This window comes from Sphingopyxis sp. (assembly GCF_034380315.1).
In the GTDB taxonomy this organism is placed as follows: Bacteria; Pseudomonadota; Alphaproteobacteria; order Sphingomonadales; family Sphingomonadaceae; genus Sphingopyxis.
On record NZ_JAXMPB010000002.1, the window covers coordinates 505028 to 527169 of the forward strand.

General features: G+C 63.9%; 27 protein-coding genes and 1 tRNA gene. 9 read left to right on the top strand and 19 right to left on the bottom strand.

The window, feature by feature from the left end:
• Positions 1–10 precede the first annotated feature (10 nt).
• The 3 genes from U0S50_RS05460 to U0S50_RS05470 form a co-directional block, all read right to left on the bottom strand.
• Positions 11–364, bottom strand: a complete 354-nt coding sequence (locus tag U0S50_RS05460) for a YbaN family protein (RefSeq protein WP_322307747.1) — start codon at positions 362–364, stop codon at positions 11–13.
• A 126-nt stretch (positions 365–490) separates the two neighbouring features.
• A complete protein-coding gene (locus U0S50_RS05465) occupies positions 491–1540 on the bottom strand; it encodes a Glu/Leu/Phe/Val family dehydrogenase (RefSeq protein ID WP_322307748.1) in 1050 nt (349 codons plus the stop codon).
• A gap of 109 nt (positions 1541–1649) precedes the next feature.
• Positions 1650–1726 (bottom strand) — tRNA-His (locus U0S50_RS05470).
• A gap of 103 nt (positions 1727–1829) precedes the next feature.
• Here U0S50_RS05470 and U0S50_RS05475 point away from each other — a divergent pair.
• Positions 1830–2510 (top strand): 2OG-Fe(II) oxygenase, encoded by a 681-nt coding sequence (locus U0S50_RS05475; protein ID WP_322307749.1) that lies wholly within the window; start codon positions 1830–1832, stop codon positions 2508–2510.
• Between the two features lie 53 nt (positions 2511–2563).
• Here U0S50_RS05475 and U0S50_RS05480 read toward each other — a convergent pair whose 3' ends face one another.
• Complete coding sequence (locus U0S50_RS05480; protein ID WP_322307750.1) at positions 2564–3310, bottom strand: SIMPL domain-containing protein; 747 nt, start codon at positions 3308–3310, stop codon at positions 2564–2566.
• Between the two features lie 134 nt (positions 3311–3444).
• Here U0S50_RS05480 and U0S50_RS05485 point away from each other — a divergent pair, with 134 nt between their 5' ends.
• The gene (locus U0S50_RS05485) at positions 3445–5226 is read left to right on the top strand and encodes an ABC-F family ATP-binding cassette domain-containing protein (protein WP_322307751.1); all 1782 of its coding nucleotides are present in this window, start codon (positions 3445–3447) and stop codon (positions 5224–5226) included.
• A 76-nt stretch (positions 5227–5302) separates the two neighbouring features.
• Entirely contained in the window at positions 5303–6145 is an 843-nt protein-coding gene (locus tag U0S50_RS05490; protein WP_322307752.1) for a TauD/TfdA family dioxygenase, read from the top strand.
• 72 nt (positions 6146–6217) lie between these two features.
• On the opposite strand, the gene U0S50_RS05495 is transcribed toward U0S50_RS05490, so the two are convergent.
• Together U0S50_RS05495 and U0S50_RS05500 are read right to left on the bottom strand one after the other, a co-directional pair.
• Positions 6218–6751, bottom strand: a complete 534-nt coding sequence (locus tag U0S50_RS05495) for a Gar/GrdA family gentamicin resistance ATP-binding protein (RefSeq protein WP_322307753.1) — start codon at positions 6749–6751, stop codon at positions 6218–6220.
• A 93-nt stretch (positions 6752–6844) separates the two neighbouring features.
• Complete coding sequence (locus tag U0S50_RS05500; protein WP_322307754.1) at positions 6845–7531, bottom strand: lysoplasmalogenase family protein; 687 nt, start codon at positions 7529–7531, stop codon at positions 6845–6847.
• A gap of 79 nt (positions 7532–7610) precedes the next feature.
• Here U0S50_RS05500 and trmFO point away from each other — a divergent pair, with 79 nt between their 5' ends.
• Positions 7611–8972 carry a methylenetetrahydrofolate--tRNA-(uracil(54)-C(5))-methyltransferase (FADH(2)-oxidizing) TrmFO gene (trmFO, locus tag U0S50_RS05505; protein WP_322307755.1) on the top strand — a complete coding sequence of 454 codons (1362 nt, stop codon included), beginning with the start codon at positions 7611–7613 and terminating at the stop codon, positions 8970–8972.
• 147 nt (positions 8973–9119) lie between these two features.
• Here trmFO and U0S50_RS05510 read toward each other — a convergent pair whose 3' ends face one another.
• Entirely contained in the window at positions 9120–9587 is a 468-nt protein-coding gene (locus tag U0S50_RS05510; protein WP_322307756.1) for an EF-hand domain-containing protein, read from the bottom strand.
• A 139-nt stretch (positions 9588–9726) separates the two neighbouring features.
• Between U0S50_RS05510 and U0S50_RS05515 the strand changes: the two genes are divergently transcribed.
• Complete coding sequence (locus U0S50_RS05515) at positions 9727–10632, top strand: hydrogen peroxide-inducible genes activator (protein ID WP_322307757.1); 906 nt, start codon at positions 9727–9729, stop codon at positions 10630–10632.
• 63 nt (positions 10633–10695) lie between these two features.
• On the opposite strand, the gene U0S50_RS05520 is transcribed toward U0S50_RS05515, so the two are convergent.
• From U0S50_RS05520 to pgsA, 3 genes are read right to left on the bottom strand one after another with little or no spacing between them, the layout of a single operon-like run.
• Positions 10696–11163, bottom strand: coding sequence for a molybdenum cofactor biosynthesis protein MoaE (locus U0S50_RS05520; RefSeq protein ID WP_322307758.1), 468 nt, complete (start codon positions 11161–11163; stop codon positions 10696–10698).
• Positions 11160–11417, bottom strand: a complete 258-nt coding sequence (locus U0S50_RS05525; protein ID WP_322307759.1) for a MoaD/ThiS family protein — start codon at positions 11415–11417, stop codon at positions 11160–11162. Before U0S50_RS05525 ends, U0S50_RS05520 begins: the two co-directional genes overlap by 4 nt.
• Positions 11418–11421: 4 nt before the next feature.
• On the bottom strand, positions 11422–11994 hold the full coding sequence (gene pgsA / locus U0S50_RS05530; RefSeq protein WP_322307760.1) for a CDP-diacylglycerol--glycerol-3-phosphate 3-phosphatidyltransferase: 573 nt from the start codon (positions 11992–11994) through the stop codon (positions 11422–11424).
• Between the two features lie 147 nt (positions 11995–12141).
• On the opposite strand from pgsA, the gene U0S50_RS05535 reads away from it, so the two are divergent.
• Positions 12142–13413 carry an MFS transporter gene (locus U0S50_RS05535; protein ID WP_322307761.1) on the top strand — a complete coding sequence of 424 codons (1272 nt, stop codon included), beginning with the start codon at positions 12142–12144 and terminating at the stop codon, positions 13411–13413.
• Between the two features lie 121 nt (positions 13414–13534).
• On the opposite strand, the gene U0S50_RS05540 is transcribed toward U0S50_RS05535, so the two are convergent.
• The 3 genes from U0S50_RS05540 to nadC form a co-directional block, all read right to left on the bottom strand.
• Positions 13535–13762 (bottom strand): hypothetical protein, encoded by a 228-nt coding sequence (locus U0S50_RS05540; protein WP_322307762.1) that lies wholly within the window; start codon positions 13760–13762, stop codon positions 13535–13537.
• A gap of 112 nt (positions 13763–13874) precedes the next feature.
• A complete protein-coding gene (locus U0S50_RS05545; RefSeq protein WP_322307763.1) occupies positions 13875–14573 on the bottom strand; it encodes a ribonuclease T2 family protein in 699 nt (232 codons plus the stop codon).
• 100 nt (positions 14574–14673) lie between these two features.
• Complete coding sequence (nadC, locus tag U0S50_RS05550; RefSeq protein ID WP_322307764.1) at positions 14674–15522, bottom strand: carboxylating nicotinate-nucleotide diphosphorylase; 849 nt, start codon at positions 15520–15522, stop codon at positions 14674–14676.
• Positions 15523–15616: 94 nt separating this feature from the next.
• On the opposite strand from nadC, the gene U0S50_RS05555 reads away from it, so the two are divergent.
• On the top strand, positions 15617–16750 hold the full coding sequence (locus U0S50_RS05555; RefSeq protein ID WP_322307765.1) for a nitronate monooxygenase: 1134 nt from the start codon (positions 15617–15619) through the stop codon (positions 16748–16750).
• A 59-nt stretch (positions 16751–16809) separates the two neighbouring features.
• On the opposite strand, the gene U0S50_RS05560 is transcribed toward U0S50_RS05555, so the two are convergent.
• Entirely contained in the window at positions 16810–17259 is a 450-nt protein-coding gene (locus U0S50_RS05560) for a peptidylprolyl isomerase (RefSeq protein ID WP_322307766.1), read from the bottom strand.
• 157 nt (positions 17260–17416) lie between these two features.
• On the opposite strand from U0S50_RS05560, the gene mgtE reads away from it, so the two are divergent.
• Together mgtE and U0S50_RS05570 are read left to right on the top strand one after the other, a co-directional pair.
• Positions 17417–18868 (top strand): magnesium transporter, encoded by a 1452-nt coding sequence (mgtE, locus tag U0S50_RS05565; protein ID WP_416194955.1) that lies wholly within the window; start codon positions 17417–17419, stop codon positions 18866–18868.
• Between the two features lie 220 nt (positions 18869–19088).
• Entirely contained in the window at positions 19089–19214 is a 126-nt protein-coding gene (locus U0S50_RS05570) for an entericidin A/B family lipoprotein (RefSeq protein WP_322307767.1), read from the top strand.
• 25 nt (positions 19215–19239) lie between these two features.
• Here the strand turns inward: U0S50_RS05570 and tatC are convergent, their stop codons facing one another.
• Genes tatC through U0S50_RS05595 form a run of 5 tightly spaced genes read right to left on the bottom strand, consistent with a single transcriptional unit; the run spans position 19240 to position 22132 of the window.
• Positions 19240–20049 (bottom strand): twin-arginine translocase subunit TatC, encoded by an 810-nt coding sequence (gene tatC / locus U0S50_RS05575; protein WP_322307768.1) that lies wholly within the window; start codon positions 20047–20049, stop codon positions 19240–19242.
• On the bottom strand, positions 20046–20486 hold the full coding sequence (gene tatB, locus U0S50_RS18520) for a Sec-independent protein translocase protein TatB (protein ID WP_416194956.1): 441 nt from the start codon (positions 20484–20486) through the stop codon (positions 20046–20048). The genes tatC and tatB overlap by 4 nt, the downstream gene beginning before the upstream one ends.
• A gap of 29 nt (positions 20487–20515) precedes the next feature.
• Positions 20516–20740, bottom strand: coding sequence for a twin-arginine translocase TatA/TatE family subunit (locus tag U0S50_RS05585; protein ID WP_322307769.1), 225 nt, complete (start codon positions 20738–20740; stop codon positions 20516–20518).
• Positions 20741–20765: 25 nt separating this feature from the next.
• Complete coding sequence (scpB, locus tag U0S50_RS05590; RefSeq protein WP_322307770.1) at positions 20766–21365, bottom strand: SMC-Scp complex subunit ScpB; 600 nt, start codon at positions 21363–21365, stop codon at positions 20766–20768.
• Positions 21362–22132, bottom strand: coding sequence for a ScpA family protein (locus U0S50_RS05595; RefSeq protein ID WP_322307771.1), 771 nt, complete (start codon positions 22130–22132; stop codon positions 21362–21364). Before U0S50_RS05595 ends, scpB begins: the two co-directional genes overlap by 4 nt.
• Positions 22133–22142: the final 10 nt, after the last annotated feature.

Below are 22142 nucleotides of genomic sequence, written 5' to 3' on the forward strand. Positions count from 1 at the left end.
GGCCGGGGGATCACTCCTCCGGCCGCGTCCATATCCAGCTTCCGCCGATGACGGCAGCCACGACAGGCACCAGCATCCACGGCCAGGGCGCCAGTACCAGCGAGATCAGGATACTGAACGCAAAGCCCAGTAGTCCGGCGACCTTGCCCTTGCGGCTGATCGCTCCCTTGTCGCGCCACGCAACGATATGCGGGCCGAAACTTGGGTGATGGACCAGCCAGGCTTCCAGCTTTGGCGACGACCGCGCAAAGCAAAAGGCGGCGAGGATGATAAAGGGGACCGTCGGCAGCAACGGCAGAACGGCCCCAATTCCGCCCAGCGCGAGCGACAGACAGCCGCAGACGAAATAAAAATGCCGCTTCATTACCGGCTGATCTAGCCGAATTTATTCACTCTGCCAGCCCCCGCCGCCATTTGGCGGCACGGTCGCAGCACAAGGGGTGCCCCAAGGGGTCGGCATCACGCCGCCCGGACCACCCCGAATGGCAAATCAGCCGCGACCGATCAGCTTTTGCGCCATCCGGTCGGCAACCGCCGATGCCGGGTTGCTGCTACGCTTGCTCTCGGTCCAAATTTCGGAAAGGCGGCCGGGGATCAGGTGAATGCGGCTTTCCACCTCTTCACGGCTACCCTGCCCCAGATACTCCAGCGCCACATTGATAATGCCGCCCGCGTTGATGACATAATCGGGGGCATAGACGATACCGCGGTCGTGGATGCGCTGCCCGTCGGCGGCAGTCGCCAACTGGTTGTTGGCACCGCCCGCGACGATCGGAACTTTCAGCTTTTCGATGCTGGCTTCGGTCAGAATTGCGCCCAGAGCGTTGGGGCTCAACACGTCAGCTTCCAATTCCATGATCGCCGCCGAGTCGACGAGATCGGCGCCCAGTTCCTCGGCCAGCGCCTTCGCGCGAGTCAGATTGACGTCGGCCAGGGTCAGCTTCGCGCCTTCGGCGGCCAACCGCCGCGCGACACCGCCGCCGACACTGCCCACGCCTTGGATCGCGACCCGAACGCCCTTGGCATCGTCCGTGCCCAGGCCTTCCTTGATCGCGGCCTTGATGCCCAGATAAACGCCCAGCGCCGTGAACGGCCCCGGATCGCCACCCGCGGCGCCGCTGGCGACCGGCAGGCCGCTGACATGCTTCGTTTCCTTGGCGATCGCGACCATATCCGCGTCGGTCATGCCGACGTCTTCAGCCGTGACATAGGCACCGCCCAGCGATTCTACCGCGCGGCCGAATGCAGCGAGCAGTTCGGGGGATTTTTCGGCGCCCTCCTCGGCCAGCACCACACCCTTGCCGCCGCCCATGGGCAAGCCGGCCATGGCATTCTTGTAGCTCATGCCGCGTGACAGGCGCAGCGCGTCGGTGATCGCGGCCTCGCGCTGCGGATAATGCCAGTAACGCACACCGCCCGCACCGGGACCAAGATGCGTCGAGTGAACGGCGATGACGGCAGTTAGGCCGCTCGCCCGATCGCGGAACATGTGCACATGTTCATGATCGTCGAAATCGGCAAAATCCCAGACTGCGGACATATATCTACCCTTCACGTCAAAAAATTACGTGGAGGCGCAATAATGAAATAACAAGCGCAAGTCACGCCGTTTCCGACACAGGCATTTCCATCAGGCCTGAACGAAGAAATGGGGCGATCGACGGGACTTGAACCCGCGACCCCCGGTACCACAAACCGGTGCTCTAACCAACTGAGCTACGATCGCCACATGCTGCGCGGACTTGCCGCCGACAGCGCGCGGGCGATAGGCGGCACGCCCGCGTTCGTCAAGCATTGTTCGCGCGTCCATCGCCGCGTAGAGACACGTCATGGCCGCAAACCATTTTGTCGACATGGCAAGTTCGTCCGCCGATCGGACCGCTGAACGGCTCGCCACCGTTCCCAGCATCCGCCGCGCGCCCACCCAGCGCCTGGAGCAATTCATGCTGCCGGACTTTCTCGATACGGACACATGCGCCGCTCTGATCGAGCGCATCGACCGCGACGTCCACCCATCGACCATTGCCGATCCCAATGGCGACAACGCCTTTCGGACGAGCACGACCTGCGACCTGGATCACCGCGACCCGTTGGTCCGCTCCGTCAACATCCGCTTGCACGATCTGACGGGCATCCCGCTTGCCTATGGTGAACCGTTACAGGGGCAACGCTATGATGTCGGGCAGGAGTTCAAGGCGCACACCGACTATTTCGATCCCGGCGGTTCCGACTGGGAAACCTATTGCGCGATTCCGGGTCAACGCAGCTGGACGTTGATGATCTATCTCAACCAGCCTGCGGCGGGCGGTGCGACCCGTTTCCTGGCAACGGGAAAGTTACACCAGCCGGAAACCGGGCGTCTGCTGGCGTGGAACAATGTGGGAGCCGACGGCGCCCCCAACCCCGACACGCTTCATCACGGAATGAAGGTGCGCAAGGGACGCAAATATATCATCACCAAATGGTTTCGCGAGCGGCCCTGGCCGTGGGGCCCCGGCGAACTCGATTGACAAGGCGACTGTTGGCCGCCCCGGCTTGCGCCGGGACGACCATCCGGATCGGTTCAGCGTAGCAGACGGTACTGAAAATTCAGCGTCAGCGTGTTTGCGACCCGGCCCGGCTCGACCGGTGTCGAGGCCTTGGCTTCCAGGGCGTCCATCGCGCGCCCGAACGGCATCGGCTGAGGGCCGCCAAAGCTGCCGCCCTCGGTGATCGACACCAACTCGGCGCCGCGATATCCGGCCAGGCGCGCATAGTCCGCCGCTTTTGCCTCGGCCGCCTTGATCGCGGTCCCACGCGCACCGACCAGCATGGCGTCGGGATCCTTCATCGCAAACCAGGGGCCGTCAATGTTCGTACCGCCGGCCGCGACCAACGCATCGAGCAGCGGCCCGATGTCTTCGATGTTGGGCGTCGTCGCGCGAACGCTGTTCGTCACCTGATACCCCAGGAACCGGGGCGGCTGACCGTCGCCGCGATTGTTATAATCATATTGCGGAGACAGGCTGATACCGCTCGTCTGGATGTCTTCGGCCTTGATGCCCCTCTTTTTCGCTGCGGCGATCAGCTTGTCCATCGCGGCGGCATTGGTTCGTATGGCCTCGACGGCCGTGGGGGCGAGGGCGGTGACGCCGGCACCGATCGTTGCCTGATCGGGGCGCGCACGCACTTCCTCGCTGACGCTGAAGCTCAGAATGGGTCCCTGACCTGCCGTTGCCGCCACCGTCGATCCTCCTTGCTGCGCGATGGCCGGACTGGCCGCAACCAGCGCCAGACCCGTCGCCATGGCGGTGAACAAATGGGTTTTCATATCTATCTCCTGAAAGCCGGGGTGCGGCCACTGCTCCTGTCCGCCCCCGTAACGCAGACGGAGCGGACCCGTTCCGGCCTTTGCCGCCATCGCGCTTGCATCATGCTGAACGCGCCAGTAGCGAGCCGTTCATCATGGCAGCACCCATTCTCTCTTATGAAGGCCTCGGCCTGGTCCAGGGCAGCGGCTGGCTGTTCCAGGATCTCGACATCTATATCGGCGCGCGCGACCGGCTAGCGCTGATTGGCCGCAACGGCGCGGGCAAGACGACCCTGCTCAAACTGCTTGCCGGGCGGATCGACCCCGACAAGGGCAAACGCACGATCGTCCCGGGCACCCATGTCGTGCTCCTCGAACAGGAACCCGACTTCACCGGCTATTCGACGCTGATGGACTATGCGACCGGCGGCGACCATCCGCCCGAGGAGCATGAAGTGGCGGCGATCGCCGACCAGCTCGGCATCGACATGTCGCGCAGCGCGGCCAGCGCGTCGGGTGGCGAACGCCGCCGCGCCGCGATCGCCCGCGCCCTTGCGCAGAATCCCGACGTGCTATTGCTCGACGAGCCGACCAATCATCTCGACCTTGCGGCGATCGACTGGCTCGAAGGCTGGCTGTCGCGCTTTGCCGGCGCCTTTGTCGTCATCAGCCACGACCGTACCTTCCTCACCCGGCTCACCCGCCAGACGCTGTGGCTCGACCGCGGCGGCATCCGGCGCAAGGAAATCGGCTTCGGTGGTTTCGATGCGTGGATGGAGGCGGTGTTTGCCGAGGAAACGCGCGCCGCCGAAAAGCTCGATGCCAAGCTGCGGCTGGAGGCGCACTGGCTCGAACGCGGCGTCACCGCCCGCCGCAAGCGCAACCAGGGACGGCTCGAAAAGCTGATGGAAATGCGCGCCACGCGCGCATCGATGATCGGCGGCCCCGGGGTCGCGAAGCTCGGGCTCGCCAATGACGATGTGCGTTCGAAATCAGTGATCGTCGCCGATCACATCAGCAAAAGCTTCGGCGACCGCACGATCATCAAGGGTTTCGACTTTCGCGTCCAGCGCGGCGACCGCATCGGCATCGTCGGCGCCAATGGCGCGGGCAAATCGACCCTGCTCAAGCTATTGACCGGCGAGATCGAGCCCGATGAAGGCAGCGTCACCCTCGCCCCCACGCTCGATGGCATCGTCATCGACCAGCAGCGCAGCCTGCTCTCCCCCGACAAGCGGGTACGCGACATCCTGGCCGACGGCGGCGACTGGGTCGAAGTGCGCGGGGTAAAGAAGCATGTTCAGGGATATCTGAAAGACTTTCTCTTCGATCCGTCGGTCGCCGAAGCCAGCGTCAGCGCGCTGTCGGGCGGCGAGCGTTCGCGCCTCCTCCTGGCGCGCGAATTCGCCCGCGAATCGAACTTGCTGGTACTCGACGAACCGACCAACGACCTCGACCTCGAAACGCTCGACCTGCTGCAGGAGGTTATCGCCGACTATCAGGGCACGGTGCTGCTCGTCAGTCACGACCGTGATTTTCTTGACCGCACCGTCACCGTCACGCTGGGACTCGACGGGTCGGGCAAGGTCGATATCGTCGCCGGCGGTTACGCCGACTGGGAAGCCAAGCGCAGCAAGCCCGCAGCAACAAAGACCAAGGCGTCGGGGGCTGCATCCACGCCTCCTCCGCCCCCGCAACCGCGCAAGAAACTCTCCTATAAGGACCAGCGCGACTATGACCTGCTTCCCGCCCGGATCGAGGCGATCGAAATCGAAATGGCGGGTATAGAGGCTGAACTGTCGGACGGCAGCCTGTTCACGCGCGATCATGCGCGCTTCACTGCGCTGACCGGACAGCTGGAAACGCTCCGCGACGAAAAGGCGGCCGCAGAGGACCGCTGGCTCGCGCTCGCCGAAGAGGTGGAAGCGCTGGGTTAAAGGACTGTGCCCTTTTCTCGCGGAAAGGCGTGGGGTCTCGATTGACGTTGCGCCGCAACCGGCGCAGCATCGCGGCATGACGCTTATCATCACTCCCAGCGGACAGGCCTGCGGCGCCCGGGTGACCGGCGTGGACCTGACCCGCCCGCTTGCCCCCGAAACGGTCGCCGACCTTCGCGCGGCGTGGCTCGACCATCATGTTCTCGCCTTTCCCGATCAGGCAATGGACGATGACGATCTGGAGCGTTTCACCGGCTATTTCGGGGACTTCGGCGAAGATCCCTTCATCCGCCCCATTCCGGGACGCCAGCATATCATCGCGGTCAAGCGCAAGGCCGACGAGACGTCGCCGCTGTTCGCGGAAAACTGGCACAGCGACTGGAGTTTTCAGGTCCACCCGCCTGCGGGCACCTGCTTGTTCGGCATCACTATCCCGCCGGTTGGCGGCAACACCGAATTTGCCAACCAGCACGCCGCACTCGACGCGATGCCGGATGCGCTGCGCGCGCGGATAGAGGGGCGCCAGGCGATTCACAGCGCGCGCGGCGGCTACGCCCCGTCAGGCATGTATGGCGCCAGGGACAGCGGCCGCAGCATGGACATCCGTTCGGATGACGAAGCGCTCGCGACCCAGCTTCACCCGTTCATCCGCCGTCATCCCGAAACTGGGCGCGAAGGGCTGTTCGGCTGCGCCGGCTATATCATCGGCATCGACGGCATGGACGATGCCGAGGCGCTTCCGCTCCTCTACGAACTCATCCAGTGGCAGGGGCGCGAGGAATTTCGTTACAGCCACACTTGGGAAGCCGACATGCTCGTGATGTGGGACAACCGCTCGGTCCTCCACCGCGCAACGGGTGGCTATGTCGGCCACGACCGCCTGCTCCACCGCACGACCATCGCGGCCTGGAACGGGTAGGGCAACAACGGCGCAACAGAGGCGCGGAACCAATATGGAACAGTTGGCAGGCGACCGTCCGATGCCAGCCTCCTAGATCGAATCCAGTCCTAGCATCTCTTTTACATTTCTGACCAGAACGTCCACGGACTCGGTCGCGTCAAAGGGAATGCCCAGATGGTTTGGCGGCGAGTTCGAGAACAGTTCGTGCTCCATTTGGAACTGGGCATCTTCGAAATCGGCCTCGTCGATCGCTCTGGACCGGCGCCGAATGTCTATGCGCTGCAGATTTGCATCGCGCGGCAGCGTCAGAAGAAGCACCTTCACGGTCGGGGCAGCTAGTTGGTCTAGCACATCCTGCAAATCCTCGAGTTGTCCCGGCATCTCCCACGCATGGCTGATCACGAAAGTCCGGTATCCGTTCGCCAAATGCTGAGATACCAGAAGCGCGATCGACTGGTTTAAGACCGCCCGTTCATCGCTGGGAGGTGGGTTTAGCGCGCACAGGGCATCGCCGTCGAGGAAGACAGCCTGATCCAGCGATTCTACCAGAGCCTCCCCCAAGGTTGACTTGCCGCAACCCAGCGGACCGTTCAGCAACAATATGAAGGGGCGGTCTTTTTCCATCCGCCGAAGCTAGGGATGGTCGAAATGATACGCAATCGGCGAGAACGATATCGCCTCACATCTCCGGGACAAGCGATGCTCTTTATCGGCTTATCAGCCGTCTTTAGGCACTGCCCCCGCCTCACGCGCCAGCGTGCTCACCACGCCCCATGCAATCAGCGCCTGCCCTGCGAAATAGAGCGGCCAGACCAGCCACATGGTGATGTCTTTCGACAGCCTGCCGCCCTCCCCGGCAAAGATGAACAGGTCGCTGGCAAGAAAGATCATAGCGCCGACACCCGTTCGATAGCGGGGAAACCGGCTCGCCCACGCCGTCGCCGCCATCAGCGCGACGATTGCGGTATAGCCCATCGCAGCGCCAATTTCGGCCGGTGTCCCCTCGCTGGTCAGCCCCCATGCGGCGAGCAGCGACAACGGGACGGCCGCCAGCACCAGCAACCGCTGCGATCCGGTCATCGCCGCGCGGCGGTTGCGAAGATAAAGGGTGATCGCAAGGACGTGTCCGATGGCAAAGGCGACAGCGCCCTGCATCAACCCGATCGCGTCGAGCATCCAGTCGCCGAGCGCCCCAAAGGCGAGCGCCGCCGCAATCGTCCAGCCACCGCTTTCGCGCGCATTCGCTGCCGCCCAGGCCGCGAGCAGCGCGACCCCCGACGCCTTCCACAGATGAATGGCAGCACCATCCATCCGCTGCGCCACCGCGATCATGAAGCTTGCGCCGCCAAGCAGTGCCAGCCACCACAGCCACTGCGCCCGGTCCCAACCCTGCTTTGCCGCCATACGCCTCCGCCCCCTTTGCATCTTGTCTGCAACCGGCCTAGTGCGCAGCGCACCCAATGCAAGTCAACGGACACGGTAAATGAGCGACGATATTCACATCATCGGCGGCGGCCTCGCGGGCTCCGAAGCTGCCTGGCAACTCGCTGAAGCGGGCTTTCGCGTCCGCCTCTCCGAAATGCGCGGCGCCAATTTGGCCGGTGGCGGCGATATGACCCCGGCGCATCAGGGCGACACGCTCGCCGAAATGGTGTGCTCGAACAGCTTTCGCAGCGACGATGGCGACAGCAATGCCGTCGGCCTGCTCCATCGCGAGATGCGCGCGCTGGGCTCGATTATCATGCGCGAGGCCGACGCGACCAAGGTTCCGGCGGGCTCCGCACTCGCGGTGGACCGTGACCTGTTTTCGGGTGGCGTGACCAGAGCGCTTTCGGAACACCCCAATATCACCGTCGTGCGCGAACGCATCGACACGCTGCCCAGCGAAGGCATGACGATCGTCGCCACCGGCCCGCTGACCGCCGCCGCGCTTGCCGACAGCATCGGCACGGCGACGGGCAAGGACGCGCTCGCCTTTTTCGATGCCATCGCGCCGATCGTCTATCGCGACAGCATCGACATGGACGTCGCCTGGATGGCGAGCCGCTGGGACAAGGTCGGACCGATCGGCGACGGCAAGGATTATATCAACTGCCCGATGGACAGGGATCAATATTATGCCTTCGTCCAGGGACTGATCGATGGCGAAAAGACCGATTTCAAGGATTGGGAGAAGGACACACCCTATTTCGAAGGCTGCATGCCGATCGAGGTAATGGCCGAACGCGGCATCGAAACCTTGCGCTTCGGCCCGATGAAAGGCGTCGGTCTCGACAATCCGCGCACCGGACGCTGGCCTTATGCGGTCGTCCAACTGCGCCAGGACAATGCACTCGGCACGCTATGGAACATGGTCGGCTTTCAGACCAAGCTCAAGCACGCCGCGCAGGTCGAACTGTTCCGCACCATCCCCGGCCTTGAAAAGGCTGAATTCGCCCGGCTCGGCGGGCTTCACCGCAACAGCTTCATCCGTTCGCCCGAACTGCTCGACGATCAGCTACGCCTGAAATCGGCGCCGCACATCCGCTTTGCGGGCCAGATCACTGGCTGCGAAGGCTATGTCGAAAGCGCCGCGATCGGCCTTGTTGCGGCGCGTTTTGCCGCCGCCGAACTCGCGGGCCGGGCCCTGCCCCCGCCGCCGCCCGAAACGGCGCTCGGTGCGCTTCTCGGCCATATTACCGGCGGCGCCGACGCAGCCAGCTACCAGCCGATGAACGTCAACTTCGGCTTGTTCCCGCCGCTCGCCGACGATGTCCGGAAAAAGGATCGCAAACTCGGCTATACTCGCCGCGCCGGTGAGGCGCTGGCGGCATGGATCAAGGCCGCCGATGGCCTAGCGGCCTGAAAACCCTCCCTGTGGCGAAGCCATGGGGAGGTGACAGCGCACCGCGCTGACGGAGGGGCATGTCCGCCAACCTCGCCGCCCCCTTCCACCGCCGGCTCCGCGGGCGTTCCGCCTCCCCACCGCTCTGCAGCAGGGAGGTTCATTCGCTCAACATTTGCACTTGGCGACTGCCGCCCGCTTGGGCGCGGTCGCCGCAAATTCGGCGCGCGAAAGCTCACCCGACTTGTCGGCATCGGCTCCGGCAAAACGCTCGCCCGTCGCCGCCGCCCATTCCTCGAAGGTCAGCAGGTTATTGCCGTCCTTGTCGAGCTTGCGAAAGGCGGCGCTGCGCGTCGCCATCATCTCGATGCGGCTGATCCGGTCGTTGCGGTCGCGGTCATAGCGGTTGAACCGGCGCTCCTCACGCGAAGCTTCCTTCGCCGCAGGAAGATCGGGCGGAGCCGGACCGTGCTTCGGCGCATTCGTCCCCGCGACCGGAATCGCGGGCAATGCGGGCGGCGGATCGGGCAGCACGGTCTCCCCCGCAATCTGGCTATAGCCCTTCCACATGAACAGGCCGCCGGTCAGCAACAGGGCGCTGGCAACGCCGCCGACCAGAAAACGCGATATGGCCATTCAGGCCCCCTTCCCCGTCCCCAAGATGCGCAACGCTATCACGTCTGCGCCTTTCCCGGCAATGAACCGCACCGCGACATGCCGCCACATGATCGAACGACTTGTTTAAACGGGACACGATCATTGCTATATCCGATCAATGCACAATTACCTGCCGTCGCTCAAACAGATGCAATATCTGGTGGCCCTGCATGATCAGGGGCATTTCGGCCGCGCCGCCGATGCCTGCAATGTCACCCAATCGACCTTGTCGGCGGGGATTCGCGAACTGGAAACGTTGCTTGGCCAAACGCTTGTCGAACGAACCCGGCGCGTTGTCCGATTCACTTCGCTCGGCAATGCCATCGTGGAAAAGGCGCATCGGGTGCTACGCGAAGCCGAGGAACTGGCCGACATGGCCGCGGCCGCCTCGGCACCGCTCGTCGGCGAACTGCGCATGAGCGTCATTCCCACGATCGCGCCCTTTCTGCTCCCCGGCCTATTGCCGCGGCTGCGCAAGGAACGCCCTTCGCTCAAGCTCTTCCTGCGCGAAGAGCCGAGCGCTCAGGCCTGCGAATCCCTGCACCACGGCATGGTCGACTGCGTCCTCCTGGCCCTCCCTTATGCCTGCGGCGATGTGGAAAGCGAAAAGCTGTTCGACGACGCGCTGTTCGTCGCCTTTCCCGGCGACCAGAGCGAGGATCTGCCCGCGATGGTCAGCGCCGACCAGATCGATCCCGCGCAGATGCTGATGCTCGAGGATGGCCATTGCCTCAAGGATCATGCGCTAGCGGCCTGCAACCGCCCCGAACTACGAGCCGGGGCACGGATGATGGGGACATCGCTCCACACGCTGGTCCAGATGGTCGACAACGGCCTCGGTATCACCATGTTGCCGCAAATGGCGATCGAGGCGGGCATTCTCGACCACACCGACATCGACACCCGCCCGCTCGATTCGGATCACGACTGGCGCACCATCGCGCTGGTCTGGCGAAAGGGCAGCCCGCGCGCCGAAGAATTCCGGATGCTCGCCGATATTTTCCGCCAGCATAAGCTGAACTAGCGAAAATCCTCCGGGCTCGCAGTTACCGGCTCCCACGGCCCCGGGGCGGGCGGTGGCGGGACGTCAAGTCCGCGGCGCATCGCCGCCCTCGGCCGCCCACCGCGCCGCACGATCCTGGTCGCTTTCGCGCTGCTCGACCCATGCGGCTCGCCCGTCGGCAAAGCTTTCACGTTTCCACAGCATCACGTCGGTCTTCAGCCGGTCGATCAGAAATTCGTTCGCTGCCAGCGCTTCGGCACGGTGCGGGCTGCTGGCGATCACCAGCACGATCGTATCGCCCGGCCCCATCGCCCCGACCCGATGGATCAGGGTTAGCGCCGACAGGCACCAGCGCGCCGCGGCGTGCCGGGCCAGTTCCGCAAGCCCCGCCTCGGTCATTTCCGGATGATGATCGAGGAACAGCTCGACCAGCCCATCATCGCCGCGCACCCGCCCGATGAAACTCGCGCTTGCTCCGTGCCCGCCCGCATCGTGGCGGTCGAACTCGGCCGCGACGTCGATCGCCGCCACCTGAACCGCGACCCGGATCACCCCCCCGTTACCGGCGGGAAAAGCGCGACGTCGCGCGCGCCCGCGATCACCGATTCGGGTCCGGCCATGCGCCCGTCGATCGCGACACGAATGCGCCCCTCGTCCGCAAAGGCGCGCGCTCCGCGCCCGTCGCGCGCCGCCAGCCACGCGATCAGCGCCGCGATATTCTCGATGCCGGCGGGTGGCTCGACGGTCTCTTCGGCCATCCCCATGCGGTCGCGCACCCACGCGAAATAGGACAGGTGCAGCGCCACCACGTCAGTCCATATGCTTGAGGCCGACGCGCAGATAGTCCCAGCCTGTGATCAGCGTCAGCACCGCGGCCCCCCACAATGTCGCGAGGCCGACGGTCTTGATCCATTCCATCGCGGGCAATGCCCCCGCCAAAATCAGCGCGCCGAACGAGACGAGTTGAAAGGTCGTCTTCCATTTGGCGAGCTGCGTGACCGGCATCGACACCTGCAACGTCGCGAGGAACTCCCGCAGCCCCGACACGATGATTTCGCGCAGCAGGATCATCAGTGCGGCGATAACGTGATATCCGTCGATGTCGCGCGTGAATACGAGCAACAGGATCACAGCGGCGATCATGATCTTGTCGGCGATCGGGTCGAGGAAGGCGCCCAGCCGCGACACGATCCCGCGCGCGCGCGCAACATAACCGTCAAAATAATCGGTAATGCCCATCAGGCAGTACAGGCCAAAGGCCAGCGCATAGTCGAGCGGCCTCGGCTGATGCGTGCCTTCGGCCACCCCCGGCCACAGCAGGAACAGCAGGATGGGAACCGCCAGGATTCGCGACAAGGTCAACAAATTGGGAAGGCTCAGCATGATCCCTGTTTCCCGCTCGGGCGGCATGGATGGTTCAAATTGGTCTTTGACCCTGATCCCCCTAGCCGATAAGCCCGCCGCGCGACAACCGATTTGCCCTTGCTGGCGAGCGATGGCGTGCCGTTGGACCAAATGGATGGGATTTGCATGACCGGTTCTTTTGCGCTGATGGGGCAACGCCGGTTCCTGCCCCTGTTCGCAACCCAGTTCCTGAACGCCTTCAACGACAATTTCTACAAGATGGCGATGGTCATTCTCGTGACCTTCACCATCTACAAGGATCCCGAAACCGAAGCCTGGTTCAACGCGCTGGCGGGTGGGCTGTTCATCCTGCCCTTCTTCCTCTTTTCCGCGCTCGCCGGGCAACTGGCCGACAGCAGCGACAAGACGAAGATCATCCGGATCATCAAAAGCGCCGAGATCGGCATCATGCTGGCGGGGGCGGCCGGCATCTGGCTGCACAACGTCCCGCTGATGCTGCTCGCGCTGTTCGCCATGGGGGTGCATTCGACCTTCTTCGGCCCGATCAAATACGCCATTCTTCCGCAGCATCTGGACGAGGATCAGGTGCTGGCCGGCACCGGCTGGGTCGAGGCCGGAACCTATATCGCGATTCTCGGCGGCACGATCGTGGGCGGGCTGACGCCGCCGCACTTTGCGATGGTGGGCATCATCATTGTCGCCATCATCGGGCGCCTGACCGCCACCTATGTTCCTGCCGCGCCGCCCGAGGCAGAGGCCGAAAATCTGGTGATCGACCACAATGTCTTTCGGTCCTCATGGCGCCTCGTCAATTCGACGATGCACATCCCGCGCCTGTTTCTCGCCATTGTTTCGATCAGCTTCTTTTGGGCGATCGGCGCCATTCTCGCCGCGCAGTTCCCGCCGCTCGTCAAAAACGCGCTGGGCGCGGACAAAACGGTCGCGACCATGTTCACCGCCATCTTCTCGGTTGGCGTCGCGGTCGGCTCGATCGTGGTCAATCGCCTGCTGAAGGGACAGGTTTCCGCCCGCTATTCGCCCGGATCGGTGATCGTCATGGGCCTGTTCGTGCTCGATCTCTGGTGGTCGGTAAAGGGATGGAAACATGCCGATGACAGCCTGATGGGCTGGCGCGAATTTCTTTCGATAACGGCGGGCGACCGGATCCTCCTCGACCTGCTCGGCATCGCCATTGCCGGGGGCATGTTCGTCGTCCCGCTTTACGCCTTTCTGACCACGACCGTCGCCAAGTCCCAGACCGCACGAACCGTCGCGGCGAACAATATCGTCAATTCGGGCTTCATGGTCGCCGCGACGCTGCTGCTCAGCGTCCTGATCGCGCTGGGGCTGACCATCGACGATACACTGTTGATGGTTGCGGTCATGTGCCTCGTCTCGGCCTGGCTTGCGTGGCGACTGCACAAGGCGTGCGACTAAACCTCTGAATCGGCTGGACGCCGAGCCGTGCGTGGCCAGCCGTTCCCTGTTACTCTAAAAACCCTGCTCCTAAGAGCCCGGGACGAAGGGGGCATCGTCCATCGACAGCGCAAGCGCCATGTCAGATCAGGAACATCATCGTCGCGGTGAAAAAGATCGCGAAACTCTGCAAGAATAGACGGCCGTCCCCGCCACGCGACCAGATCGACCGGGTTTCGCGTTCGGATGCCAATGCGCGGCGCAGTTCGCCCTGCCAGTCGGCGGGAGCGGCGAGCCGCGCGATCACCATCTGCCGCGCGCCATGCGCCCGGATGCGTTCGCGGATGTTGATATGATCGTCCGAGTCCATCGAACGCAGGCTATGCCCATCTTAACCTGTCGGTAAGGTTAAAAGAGTGTTAACGCCCACACCGTCCCGGCGTGGGACGGCTGCCGCGCCATTTCTTACCCCTGCGGGCGCCTTATCCCAGCGGACGAACGCGAACGCGGCGGCGTTCATCCGCTCCGGCTTGAAAGGGCTTGCATCTCTGGGGCCGCATCCGCGCGCCCAGACACAAGCGGACCTCCTTCAACCAACCGTCCCGATCGACCGTCACCCCGATCATCGGTGCCGAAATGCCTTCGTTCGCATCGGCAAAGGCCCGGCGCACGCTTCCTGCGGTCTGGGGGTGCGACGACAATTTCTTCATGTCCGGGAAACGGACCACACCGAACAATATTTCGGCCGCCCGAAAATAGGCGGCGGGATTCGGGCTCATGCAGGTTCCATGTTTCGCCCATTCATGTTGTAAAAGCTGAACCGAAGGGGTCATGCACATGTGCCGACGCAGCACCGGTTGCGGCACGATCCGCGCCGGCCGGCACCACTGCGGATAGCCGGGATGATCGGTTTCAGGCCACAGCCCATGCAGGACCCAGCCAAAGCGGCCCGCTTCGCCGGAGCATTGGAAACGGTCCCGCGCGCCCTTCGGATTGCGAACCCCGGCGCAATGCTGCGGCGACCAGCTAAGGCTGAGCAGATAGCCGGTTATTGGCGTTTTGCGGACCGCTTCGCCGCGGCGGGGCTGTTCGAGACGCGGCACCGAAAGGCGATCGGGCGCGACGCATGATATCGACTGAGTAATCGCGGCGGTCGGCACCAGTGCCAAAAGCCCTGCCAAGGCCAGGCTTGCCCTGGCCAGCCGAAAAGGCGGATATCCAGCCCCTCCCCCCACATTTCTTCCTTTCTCCCCCGCCCGGGCGGGAGCATCGGACGCGAAATCAGACCAACGCAAAGTCGAGCCCAACATCGGCGGCAGGCGCCGATTGGGTGAGCCGGCCGACCGACACATAGGTCACACCGGTTTCGCCGATTGCGCGAATCGTGTCCAGACGCACGCCGCCCGACGCCTCGGTCGGAACGCGCCCGCCGACGATAGCAACACACGAACGCAGTTGATCGAGGCTCATATTGTCGAGCAGCAAATGCGTCGCCCCGGCGCCCAGTGCCGGTTCGACCTGATCGACGCGGTCGACCTCGACGATGATGCGCGCGATTCCGGCATCGACCGCGCGGCGCAGCGCCGCCTCGACCGAACCGGCGACCGCGACATGATTGTCTTTGATCATCGCCGCATCCCACAATCCCATGCGGTGGTTGGTCGCGCCGCCCATGCGGGTCGCATATTTCTCCAGCAGGCGCAGGCCCGGTATCGTCTTGCGCGTGTCGAGCAAAGTCGCGCCCGTTCCGGCGAGCGCATCGACATATTGCCGGGTCATCGTCGCGATCCCTGTCAGATGCTGGACGGTGTTGAGCGCCGACCGCTCGGCGGTCAGCATGGCGCGCGCATTGCCCGACAGGCGCATCAGGTCGGCACCCGCCGCGACCACGGCGCCTTCGTCGACCAAAATTTCGATACGCATTGCGGGATCGAGCGCCCGAAAGAAGCGCGCGGCGATCGGAAGCCCCGCAACCACAACCGAATCGCGACTGTCCATCACGCCCGAAAAACCGGCTGCGGCAGGAATGACGGCCATCGAGGTGATGTCGCCCCCGCTCCCCAGATCTTCGGCCAGCGTGGCGCGGACAAAAGCGTCGAGGTCAAAGTCGGGCAGGGAAAAATTGCTCATATCCCTCGCGATACTCGCCGACGCGCGCAAATCAACTTGACGTTTACGTCAACCAACGCTGACATAGGTTCCATAACGAAACGGAGAGGTTCTCATGCAATCCCCCATTTGCGCCCTGCTCGGCATCGAATTTCCGCTGCTCGCCTTTTCGCATTGCCGCGACGTCGTCGTGGCCGTCTCGAAAGCAGGCGGCATGGGCGTGTTCGGCGCCGCCGCCCTGCCACCCGAACGACTGGAAGAGGAACTGGCATGGATCGACGCCCATATCGGCGGGAAGCCTTATGGCGTCGACCTGATCGTCCCGAACAGCTTTGCCGGAAAGGGCGAGGCATCGACCGCGGGACCGGCCATCCCCGACGCGCACCGCGATTTCGCCGCCGGGCTGCTCGCGCGGCATGGCATAGATACGGCAGGCCTCGACGAGGCGATGGCAGCGCGCCAGAGCTTTGGCGACAATATGCACGCGGATGGCGCCGCGCAGTTGCTGGAGGTCGCCTTTCGTCACCCCATCCGGCTGATCGCCAACGCGCTGGGGGTTCCGCCGCCGCTGATGCTCGACCTCGGGAAACGCCACAATGTGCCCGTCGCGGCACTGGTCGGCACCCGCGACCATGCCTTATCCCAGGTCCGTGCCGGGGTCGACATTCTCGTCGTCGCGGGCGGAGAGGCTGGCGGCCATTGCGGCGAGGTCGCGACGATGGTGTTGGTACCCGAGGTCGCGGCGGCAGTCGCGGCGGTCGGTGCAAACACCCCGATCCTCGCCGCCGGCGGGATCGTTACCGGACGCCAGATGGCAGCGGCAATGGCGATGGGCGCGCATGGGGCCTGGTGCGGATCGGTATGGCTGACCACCGCCGAGGCCGAAACCAATCCGGTGGTGAAGGACAAGATGCTCGCCGCCAGCGCGCGCGATACCGTGCGTTCGAAAAGCCGCACCGGAAAACCTTCGCGCCAGCTTCGTTCGCCATGGACCGATGCGTGGGAAGTCGAAGGCGCCCCCAGGCCGCTTCCGATGCCGCTCCAGTCGCTTGTCGCCGAACCCGCTCTACGCAAGGTCGACAAATTGTCAGAGGGTGGCCACGAGGGCGCCAAACAGCTCGCAACCTATTGGGTGGGCCAGGGCGTCGGGCTGATGAACGAAGCGATGAGCGCTGGTCAGGTGGTGCAAGCGTTCAAGGAGGACTGGGTCGCCGCTTGCGAGCGGCTGAACGCATTTATCGGCGATTGATCGCCGCAAAGTGGCGAGCGCCCCGGACACCGCCGGGGCGCTCGCCATCATCTTATCAATCAGGCGACGGTCGCCTTGACGATCTTGCCGGGTTCGCGCGGCGGTTCACCCTTGGGCAGCGCGTCGACATTATCCATGCCTTCGGTCACTTCGCCCCAGACGGTGTACTGATTGTCGAGGAAGCGCGCGTCGGTGAAGCAGATGAAAAACTGGCTGTTCGCGCTGTTCGGGTTCATCGCGCGCGCCATCGAACAGGTGCCGCGAACATGCGGTTCTGCATTGAATTCGGCGGGCAGGTCGGGAAGGTCGCTGCCGCCCATGCCGGTGCCCGTCGGGTCGCCGCCCTGCGCCATGAAGCCGTCGATCACGCGGTGAAAGACCACACCGTCGTAAAAGCCGTCCTTGGCCAGCGTGGTGATGCGCTCGACATGCTGGGGGGCAAGATCGGGGCGCAGACGGATGACGACATCGCCGGTCGAAAGCGAAAGGGTGAGCGTCTGTTCGGACATGTTTGGCTCCTGCGGGTTGTGATTGGGCGGTGCCATAGCGGGCGACAGCCACAATGCCACGCATTAATTACGGCGGCCGCGCGCGCGGCGTTGCCATGAAGCGGCGCGGGCTCTAGGGGAAGGATCGGACGCCGCACTGACCAGGGAGGACCGCGCGATGGACGAACGCGAACACCCCCTGCCTGTCGAGGACACCCTCATCGCCGACGAGCGCGAGCGCGACATGCCGCCCCGTGAAACCGCGACCGAGCTCGACGAAGACGACCGGCTGAAGCCCGAGTTCGTCCGCGACGTCATCGACCTCGCCGAGGCGGGCGAGGATGAAGCGGCGCGCGAGCGCGTCGGCCGCCTTCACCCCGCCGACATCGCCGACCTGTTCGAACTTGTGTCCGACGAGGACCGCCCGCTGCTCGCCGCGGTGCTGGGGGACATGGTGTCGCCCGACGTGCTGGCGGAGATGAACGATTATGTACGCGAGCGGCTGATCGACCTGCTCGCGCCCGAACAGGTCGCCGAAATCGCCTCCGAACTCGATACCGACGACGCCGTCGCGATCATCGAGGATATGGAAGCCGACGAGCAGCAGGCGGTGCTGCGCGCCATGGAGCCCGAGGATCGCGCCGCGATCGAGGACGCCCTTTCCTTCCCGGAGGAGACGGCCGGGCGCCTGATGCAGCGCGAATATGTCGCGGTGCCCGAACATGTGACCGTCGGCGACGTGATCGACCGGCTGCGCGAAGACGGCGACCTGACCACCGATTTCTGGGAAATCTATGTCGTCGATCCGATGCACCGCCCGGTCGGCACCTGCCAGCTGAGCTGGATTTTGCGCACCCCGCGCGACATTGCGATCACCGACGTGATGAAGCGCGAACAGACGCTGATCCCGGTCGACATGGACCAGGAAGAGGTGGCGCTGCGCTTCCAGAAATATGCGCTGATCTCGGCCGCCGTTGTCGACAAGGCGGGGCGGCTGGTCGGGATGATCACCGTCGACGACGTTGTCCACATCATCCAGGAAGAGGCGGGCGAGGATATATTGCGTCTGTCGGGCGCCGGCGACGGCGACATCAACGAACCGATCCGCGAAACCTATAGCGCGCGGGTCCGCTGGCTGGTCGCCAACCTCGGCACGGCGCTCGTCGCCTCCTCGATCGTCGGTCTTTTCGGCGGCGCGATCGAACAGATGGTTGCGCTCGCCGCGTTGATGCCGATCGTCGCCGGGGTTGGCGGCAATGCCGGAACACAGACGCTGGCGGTGACGGTGCGTGCGCTGGCGATGAACCAGCTCACCGATTCGAACAGCTGGCGCGCGGTGTTTCGCGAAATGAAGATCGCGCTGCTGAACGGCGGCACCATCGCGCTGATCGCCGGAACCGCGACCGCGCTGTGGTTTGCGAACCCCGCATTGGGCGCCGTGATCGCGGCGGCGATGATCGTGAACATCTTCGTCGCCGGGGTCGCGGGGGTTGCGATCCCCTTGCTGCTGGACCGGCTCGATCAGGATCCGGCGGTGGCGAGTTCGATTTTCGTCACCATGACGACCGATTCCATGGGATTCTTGGCGTTCCTGGGCCTGGCGGTGCTCAGCGGACTGACGAGCTTTTAGCACAAGCCCCTGAAATCCAAGCGATTCAAAAGAATCGAAAAAATATTTTCATCGGAGCTTTTTTTTGGGGAACTTTCGGAAGCCATCGCTCGTTTCCCGTTCGAGCAGCGATCATCGCCCCCCCGCAGCGCTGCTCAGCAACATTGGCCCGGCCCGCATTCCCTCCCCCCCCTCGAAGCGTGCCGGGCCATTTTGCTCTCCGGGTTCAAAGAGGTGATTTATGACGAGTTTCCGTGCAATCCTTCTCACCCTGCTTGCCAGCTTTCTGGTCGCTGGCTGCAATACGGTGAAGGGCGTCGGCCGCGACATTGAATCGGTTGGCGAAGCAGGAGACCGTGCTCTCTGACGAGACCCCGGTTACTTACCTTACTCTATACCTCTTCGAGAGGTTCGACAGGCGCCGTTTCGGCGCCTGTTTTGCGTCGGCGCCGCGTAAACCAGATCGCAAAAAGCGACAGTTCGTAAAGCAGCGTCAACGGCACCGCGAGGAGCAGCTGGCTCAAAATATCGGGCGGGGTGAAAATGGCGGCGATCACGAACGCCGCAACGATCATATAGCGCCGCGCCGATACCAGCTGCTCGCGGGTCACGAGCCCCGAGCGTTCGATCAGCATCAGCAGGATCGGCAACAGAAAGGCGATGCCGAACGCCATGATGAACTGCATCGTGAAGCTTAGATAATTGCCGACCGACGGCAGTGCTTCCTGTGTAATGCCGCCGATATCGCCCTGATAGCCGAGCAGGAATTTCAGGGCGATCGGGATGGTGATGAAATAGGCAAAGCTCGCGCCGATCGCGAACAGCACCGGCGTCGCGAGCAGAAATGGCAGCAGCGCGCGCTTTTCCTGTCGATACAGGCCCGGCGCGACGAATTTCCAAAGCTGGTTGGCGATGACCGGAAACGAAATCATCATCGCAGCAAACAGCGCGACCTTGATCTCGACGAAAAAGGCTTCGAACAACTGCGTATAAATCAGCTTGCCCTGCCCGGCATGGACCAGCGGCTGCACCAATATACCAAAGATCGGCTTGGCAAAATAAAGGCAGACGCCAAAGGCGACGCCGATCGCCAGCAAAGATTTCAGCAATCGCGATCGCAGTTCGATCAGATGGTCGAGCAGCGGCATTTTGCCGCCGGCGCCTTCCTCATCTTCGGGGCTGAGGGACGTGTCACTGCTCATGGCAGGGGGCCGTCCTTCGGCGGCACCTGGTGGGTTTCGGGGTGGGTATCCGGCGTTCCGCCTGCAGACTTGGCCTGCGTGCCGCCGCCCTCCTTCGCGCCGTCGCCCCCTGCTGAAGGCTCCACCTTCGCATCCGCGCCGGGATCGCCCGCGGGTGTATCGCTTGCCGCGATCATAGGCGGCGCATCGACCCCATCGACGCGCGGAAACTCGCGCATGATGGCTTCATTCTGCGCCCGCCACTGCTTTTCCAATTCTTCGAGTTCCGCCTCGCGCATCATCGTATCGAGGCCGGATCGGAAATGCCGCGCCATGCCGCGCGCCTTGCCCATCCATTTTCCGACGAAGCGCATTGCCTTGGGCAAATCCTTGGGGCCGATGACGACCAGGGCCACCACCACGACGAGCAACAACTCGGTGGGCGCAACATCGAACATGGGTGTTTATTCCCCCGCGGGCAACGCGATCAGTGGGTTTTCGTGTCGGCCGTCGGCGCCGGCGTTTCGGGCGTGCGCTGTCCTTCGATCTGCTTCGGCGCCGTCGGCGCTTCCTCGTCGTCCGCCATGCCTTTTTTGAAGCTCTTGATGCCCTTGGCGACGTCGCCCATCATATCCGAGAAACGGCCCTTGCCGAACAGCAGCAGGACGAGAATCCCGACCACCAGCCAGTGCCAGATGCTGAAGCTACCCATTCATCGTCTCCTTGAAGCGCCCCATCTAGGCGTCTTCGCCATCTTTTACTAGGTCCAGCTCGTCCATCGCTGCTTCAAAAGCAAGGTCGACCGGATCGAGCAGCCCCGCCGCACGCAGATCGTCGATCCCGGGCAGGTCCTTGCGGCTGCTAAGTCCGAAATGCTGCAAAAAAACGTCGGTCGTTTTATAAATCAACGGACGCCCGGGAACCTCGCGTCGCCCCGCTGGTGCGACCCATTCGGCCTCCATCAGCACGTCAAGCGTCCCCTTCGAGGTCTGAACGCCGCGGATGGCCTCGATCTCCGCGCGGCTTACCGGCTCGTGATAGGCGATGATGGCCAGCACTTCCGACGCGGCGCGCGACAGCTTGCGCGGGTCGTCGCGTTCGCGGCGGAGCAGGTGGGCAAGGTCGGCGGGCGTCTGAAAATGCCATGCGCCGCCGCGCTCGACGAGTTCGATCCCGCCGCCCGCATGACGCGCCGCAATGGCCTGGACGATTGCCTTTACCTCACCGGGCGTCATTTCGCCGCCCAGCCGCGCCGCGATGTGGCGCGGTTCGAGCGCCTCGTCGCTGGCGAAAAGCATCGCCTCTATCGCCCTTTCGCGATCGTCGATCTGGTTCATGCCTGCGCTGCCTTCAAATAAAGCGGCTCGAAAGCTCCATCCTGTTTCAAATCGACCCGCCCCTGCCGCGCCAGTTCGAGCGCGGCGACAAAGCTGGACGCGATCGCGGAGCGCCGCAACGGCCCATCATAATCGGATGGCAGAAAATCGGAAAGTTCCGCCCAGTCCAGTTTCACCCCTATCATCCGTTCCAGGTGGTGAAGCGCCGCATCGAGCGTGATGACCGGGCGCCGGGCGACCATATGCACGACCGGCTCGGTCCGGGCCTTCACCTGTCCATAGGCCGCGATCAGGTCGTACAGGCTGGCGTCCCATCGCCGAACCTTCACGTCCCGCAGCCCTTCGGGCTTGGGGCGCAGGAAAACGTCGCGGCCGACCCGGTCGCGCGTCAACAGCCGGGCCGCCGCTTCGCGCATCGCCGCCAGCCGCTGGAGCCGGAGTTGCAGGCGCAGCGCCAACTCGTCGGGCGAGGGTTCTTCCAGCGGGTCCTTCGGCAACAGCAGCGCCGATTTCAGATAGGCAAGCCACGCGGCCATCACCAGATAGTCGGCCGCCACCTCCAGCTTGAGCGCGCGCACCTCGGCGATGAAGGCCAGATATTGCTCGACGAGCGCCAGAATCGAAATCTGCCGCAAATCGACTTTCTGTCCGCGCGCCAGCGTCAGCAGCAGGTCGAGCGGGCCTTCCCAGCTGTCGAGACTGATCTGCAACGCATCTTCGCGCTCCGCCGCTGGCGCCAGGTCAAAGTCGAGCGGCAGTTCGTCCATCGTGGGCTCA

Bases quoted from the DNA above. Each gene is read 5' to 3' on its own strand.
- U0S50_RS05460 (WP_322307747.1), bottom strand. From the start codon at position 364: ATGAAGCGGCATTTTTATTTCGTCTGCGGCTGTCTGTCGCTCGCGCTG.
- U0S50_RS05465 (WP_322307748.1), bottom strand. From the start codon at position 1,540: ATGTCCGCAGTCTGGGATTTTGCCGATTTCGACGATCATGAACATGTG.
- U0S50_RS05475 (WP_322307749.1), top strand. From the start codon at position 1,830: ATGGCCGCAAACCATTTTGTCGACATGGCAAGTTCGTCCGCCGATCGG.
- U0S50_RS05480 (WP_322307750.1), bottom strand. From the start codon at position 3,310: ATGAAAACCCATTTGTTCACCGCCATGGCGACGGGTCTGGCGCTGGTT.
- U0S50_RS05485 (WP_322307751.1), top strand. From the start codon at position 3,445: ATGGCAGCACCCATTCTCTCTTATGAAGGCCTCGGCCTGGTCCAGGGC.
- U0S50_RS05490 (WP_322307752.1), top strand. From the start codon at position 5,303: ATGACGCTTATCATCACTCCCAGCGGACAGGCCTGCGGCGCCCGGGTG.
- U0S50_RS05495 (WP_322307753.1), bottom strand. From the start codon at position 6,751: ATGGAAAAAGACCGCCCCTTCATATTGTTGCTGAACGGTCCGCTGGGT.
- U0S50_RS05500 (WP_322307754.1), bottom strand. From the start codon at position 7,531: ATGGCGGCAAAGCAGGGTTGGGACCGGGCGCAGTGGCTGTGGTGGCTG.
- trmFO (WP_322307755.1), top strand. From the start codon at position 7,611: ATGAGCGACGATATTCACATCATCGGCGGCGGCCTCGCGGGCTCCGAA.
- U0S50_RS05510 (WP_322307756.1), bottom strand. From the start codon at position 9,587: ATGGCCATATCGCGTTTTCTGGTCGGCGGCGTTGCCAGCGCCCTGTTG.
- U0S50_RS05515 (WP_322307757.1), top strand. From the start codon at position 9,727: ATGCACAATTACCTGCCGTCGCTCAAACAGATGCAATATCTGGTGGCC.
- pgsA (WP_322307760.1), bottom strand. From the start codon at position 11,994: ATGCTGAGCCTTCCCAATTTGTTGACCTTGTCGCGAATCCTGGCGGTT.
- U0S50_RS05535 (WP_322307761.1), top strand. From the start codon at position 12,142: ATGACCGGTTCTTTTGCGCTGATGGGGCAACGCCGGTTCCTGCCCCTG.
- U0S50_RS05540 (WP_322307762.1), bottom strand. From the start codon at position 13,762: ATGGACTCGGACGATCATATCAACATCCGCGAACGCATCCGGGCGCAT.
- nadC (WP_322307764.1), bottom strand. From the start codon at position 15,522: ATGAGCAATTTTTCCCTGCCCGACTTTGACCTCGACGCTTTTGTCCGC.
- U0S50_RS05555 (WP_322307765.1), top strand. From the start codon at position 15,617: ATGCAATCCCCCATTTGCGCCCTGCTCGGCATCGAATTTCCGCTGCTC.
- U0S50_RS05560 (WP_322307766.1), bottom strand. From the start codon at position 17,259: ATGTCCGAACAGACGCTCACCCTTTCGCTTTCGACCGGCGATGTCGTC.
- mgtE (WP_416194955.1), top strand. From the start codon at position 17,417: ATGGACGAACGCGAACACCCCCTGCCTGTCGAGGACACCCTCATCGCC.
- U0S50_RS05570 (WP_322307767.1), top strand. From the start codon at position 19,089: ATGACGAGTTTCCGTGCAATCCTTCTCACCCTGCTTGCCAGCTTTCTG.
- tatC (WP_322307768.1), bottom strand. From the start codon at position 20,049: ATGAGCAGTGACACGTCCCTCAGCCCCGAAGATGAGGAAGGCGCCGGC.
- tatB (WP_416194956.1), bottom strand. From the start codon at position 20,486: ATGTTCGATGTTGCGCCCACCGAGTTGTTGCTCGTCGTGGTGGTGGCC.
- U0S50_RS05585 (WP_322307769.1), bottom strand. From the start codon at position 20,740: ATGGGTAGCTTCAGCATCTGGCACTGGCTGGTGGTCGGGATTCTCGTC.
- scpB (WP_322307770.1), bottom strand. From the start codon at position 21,365: ATGAACCAGATCGACGATCGCGAAAGGGCGATAGAGGCGATGCTTTTC.
- U0S50_RS05595 (WP_322307771.1), bottom strand. From the start codon at position 22,132: ATGGACGAACTGCCGCTCGACTTTGACCTGGCGCCAGCGGCGGAGCGC.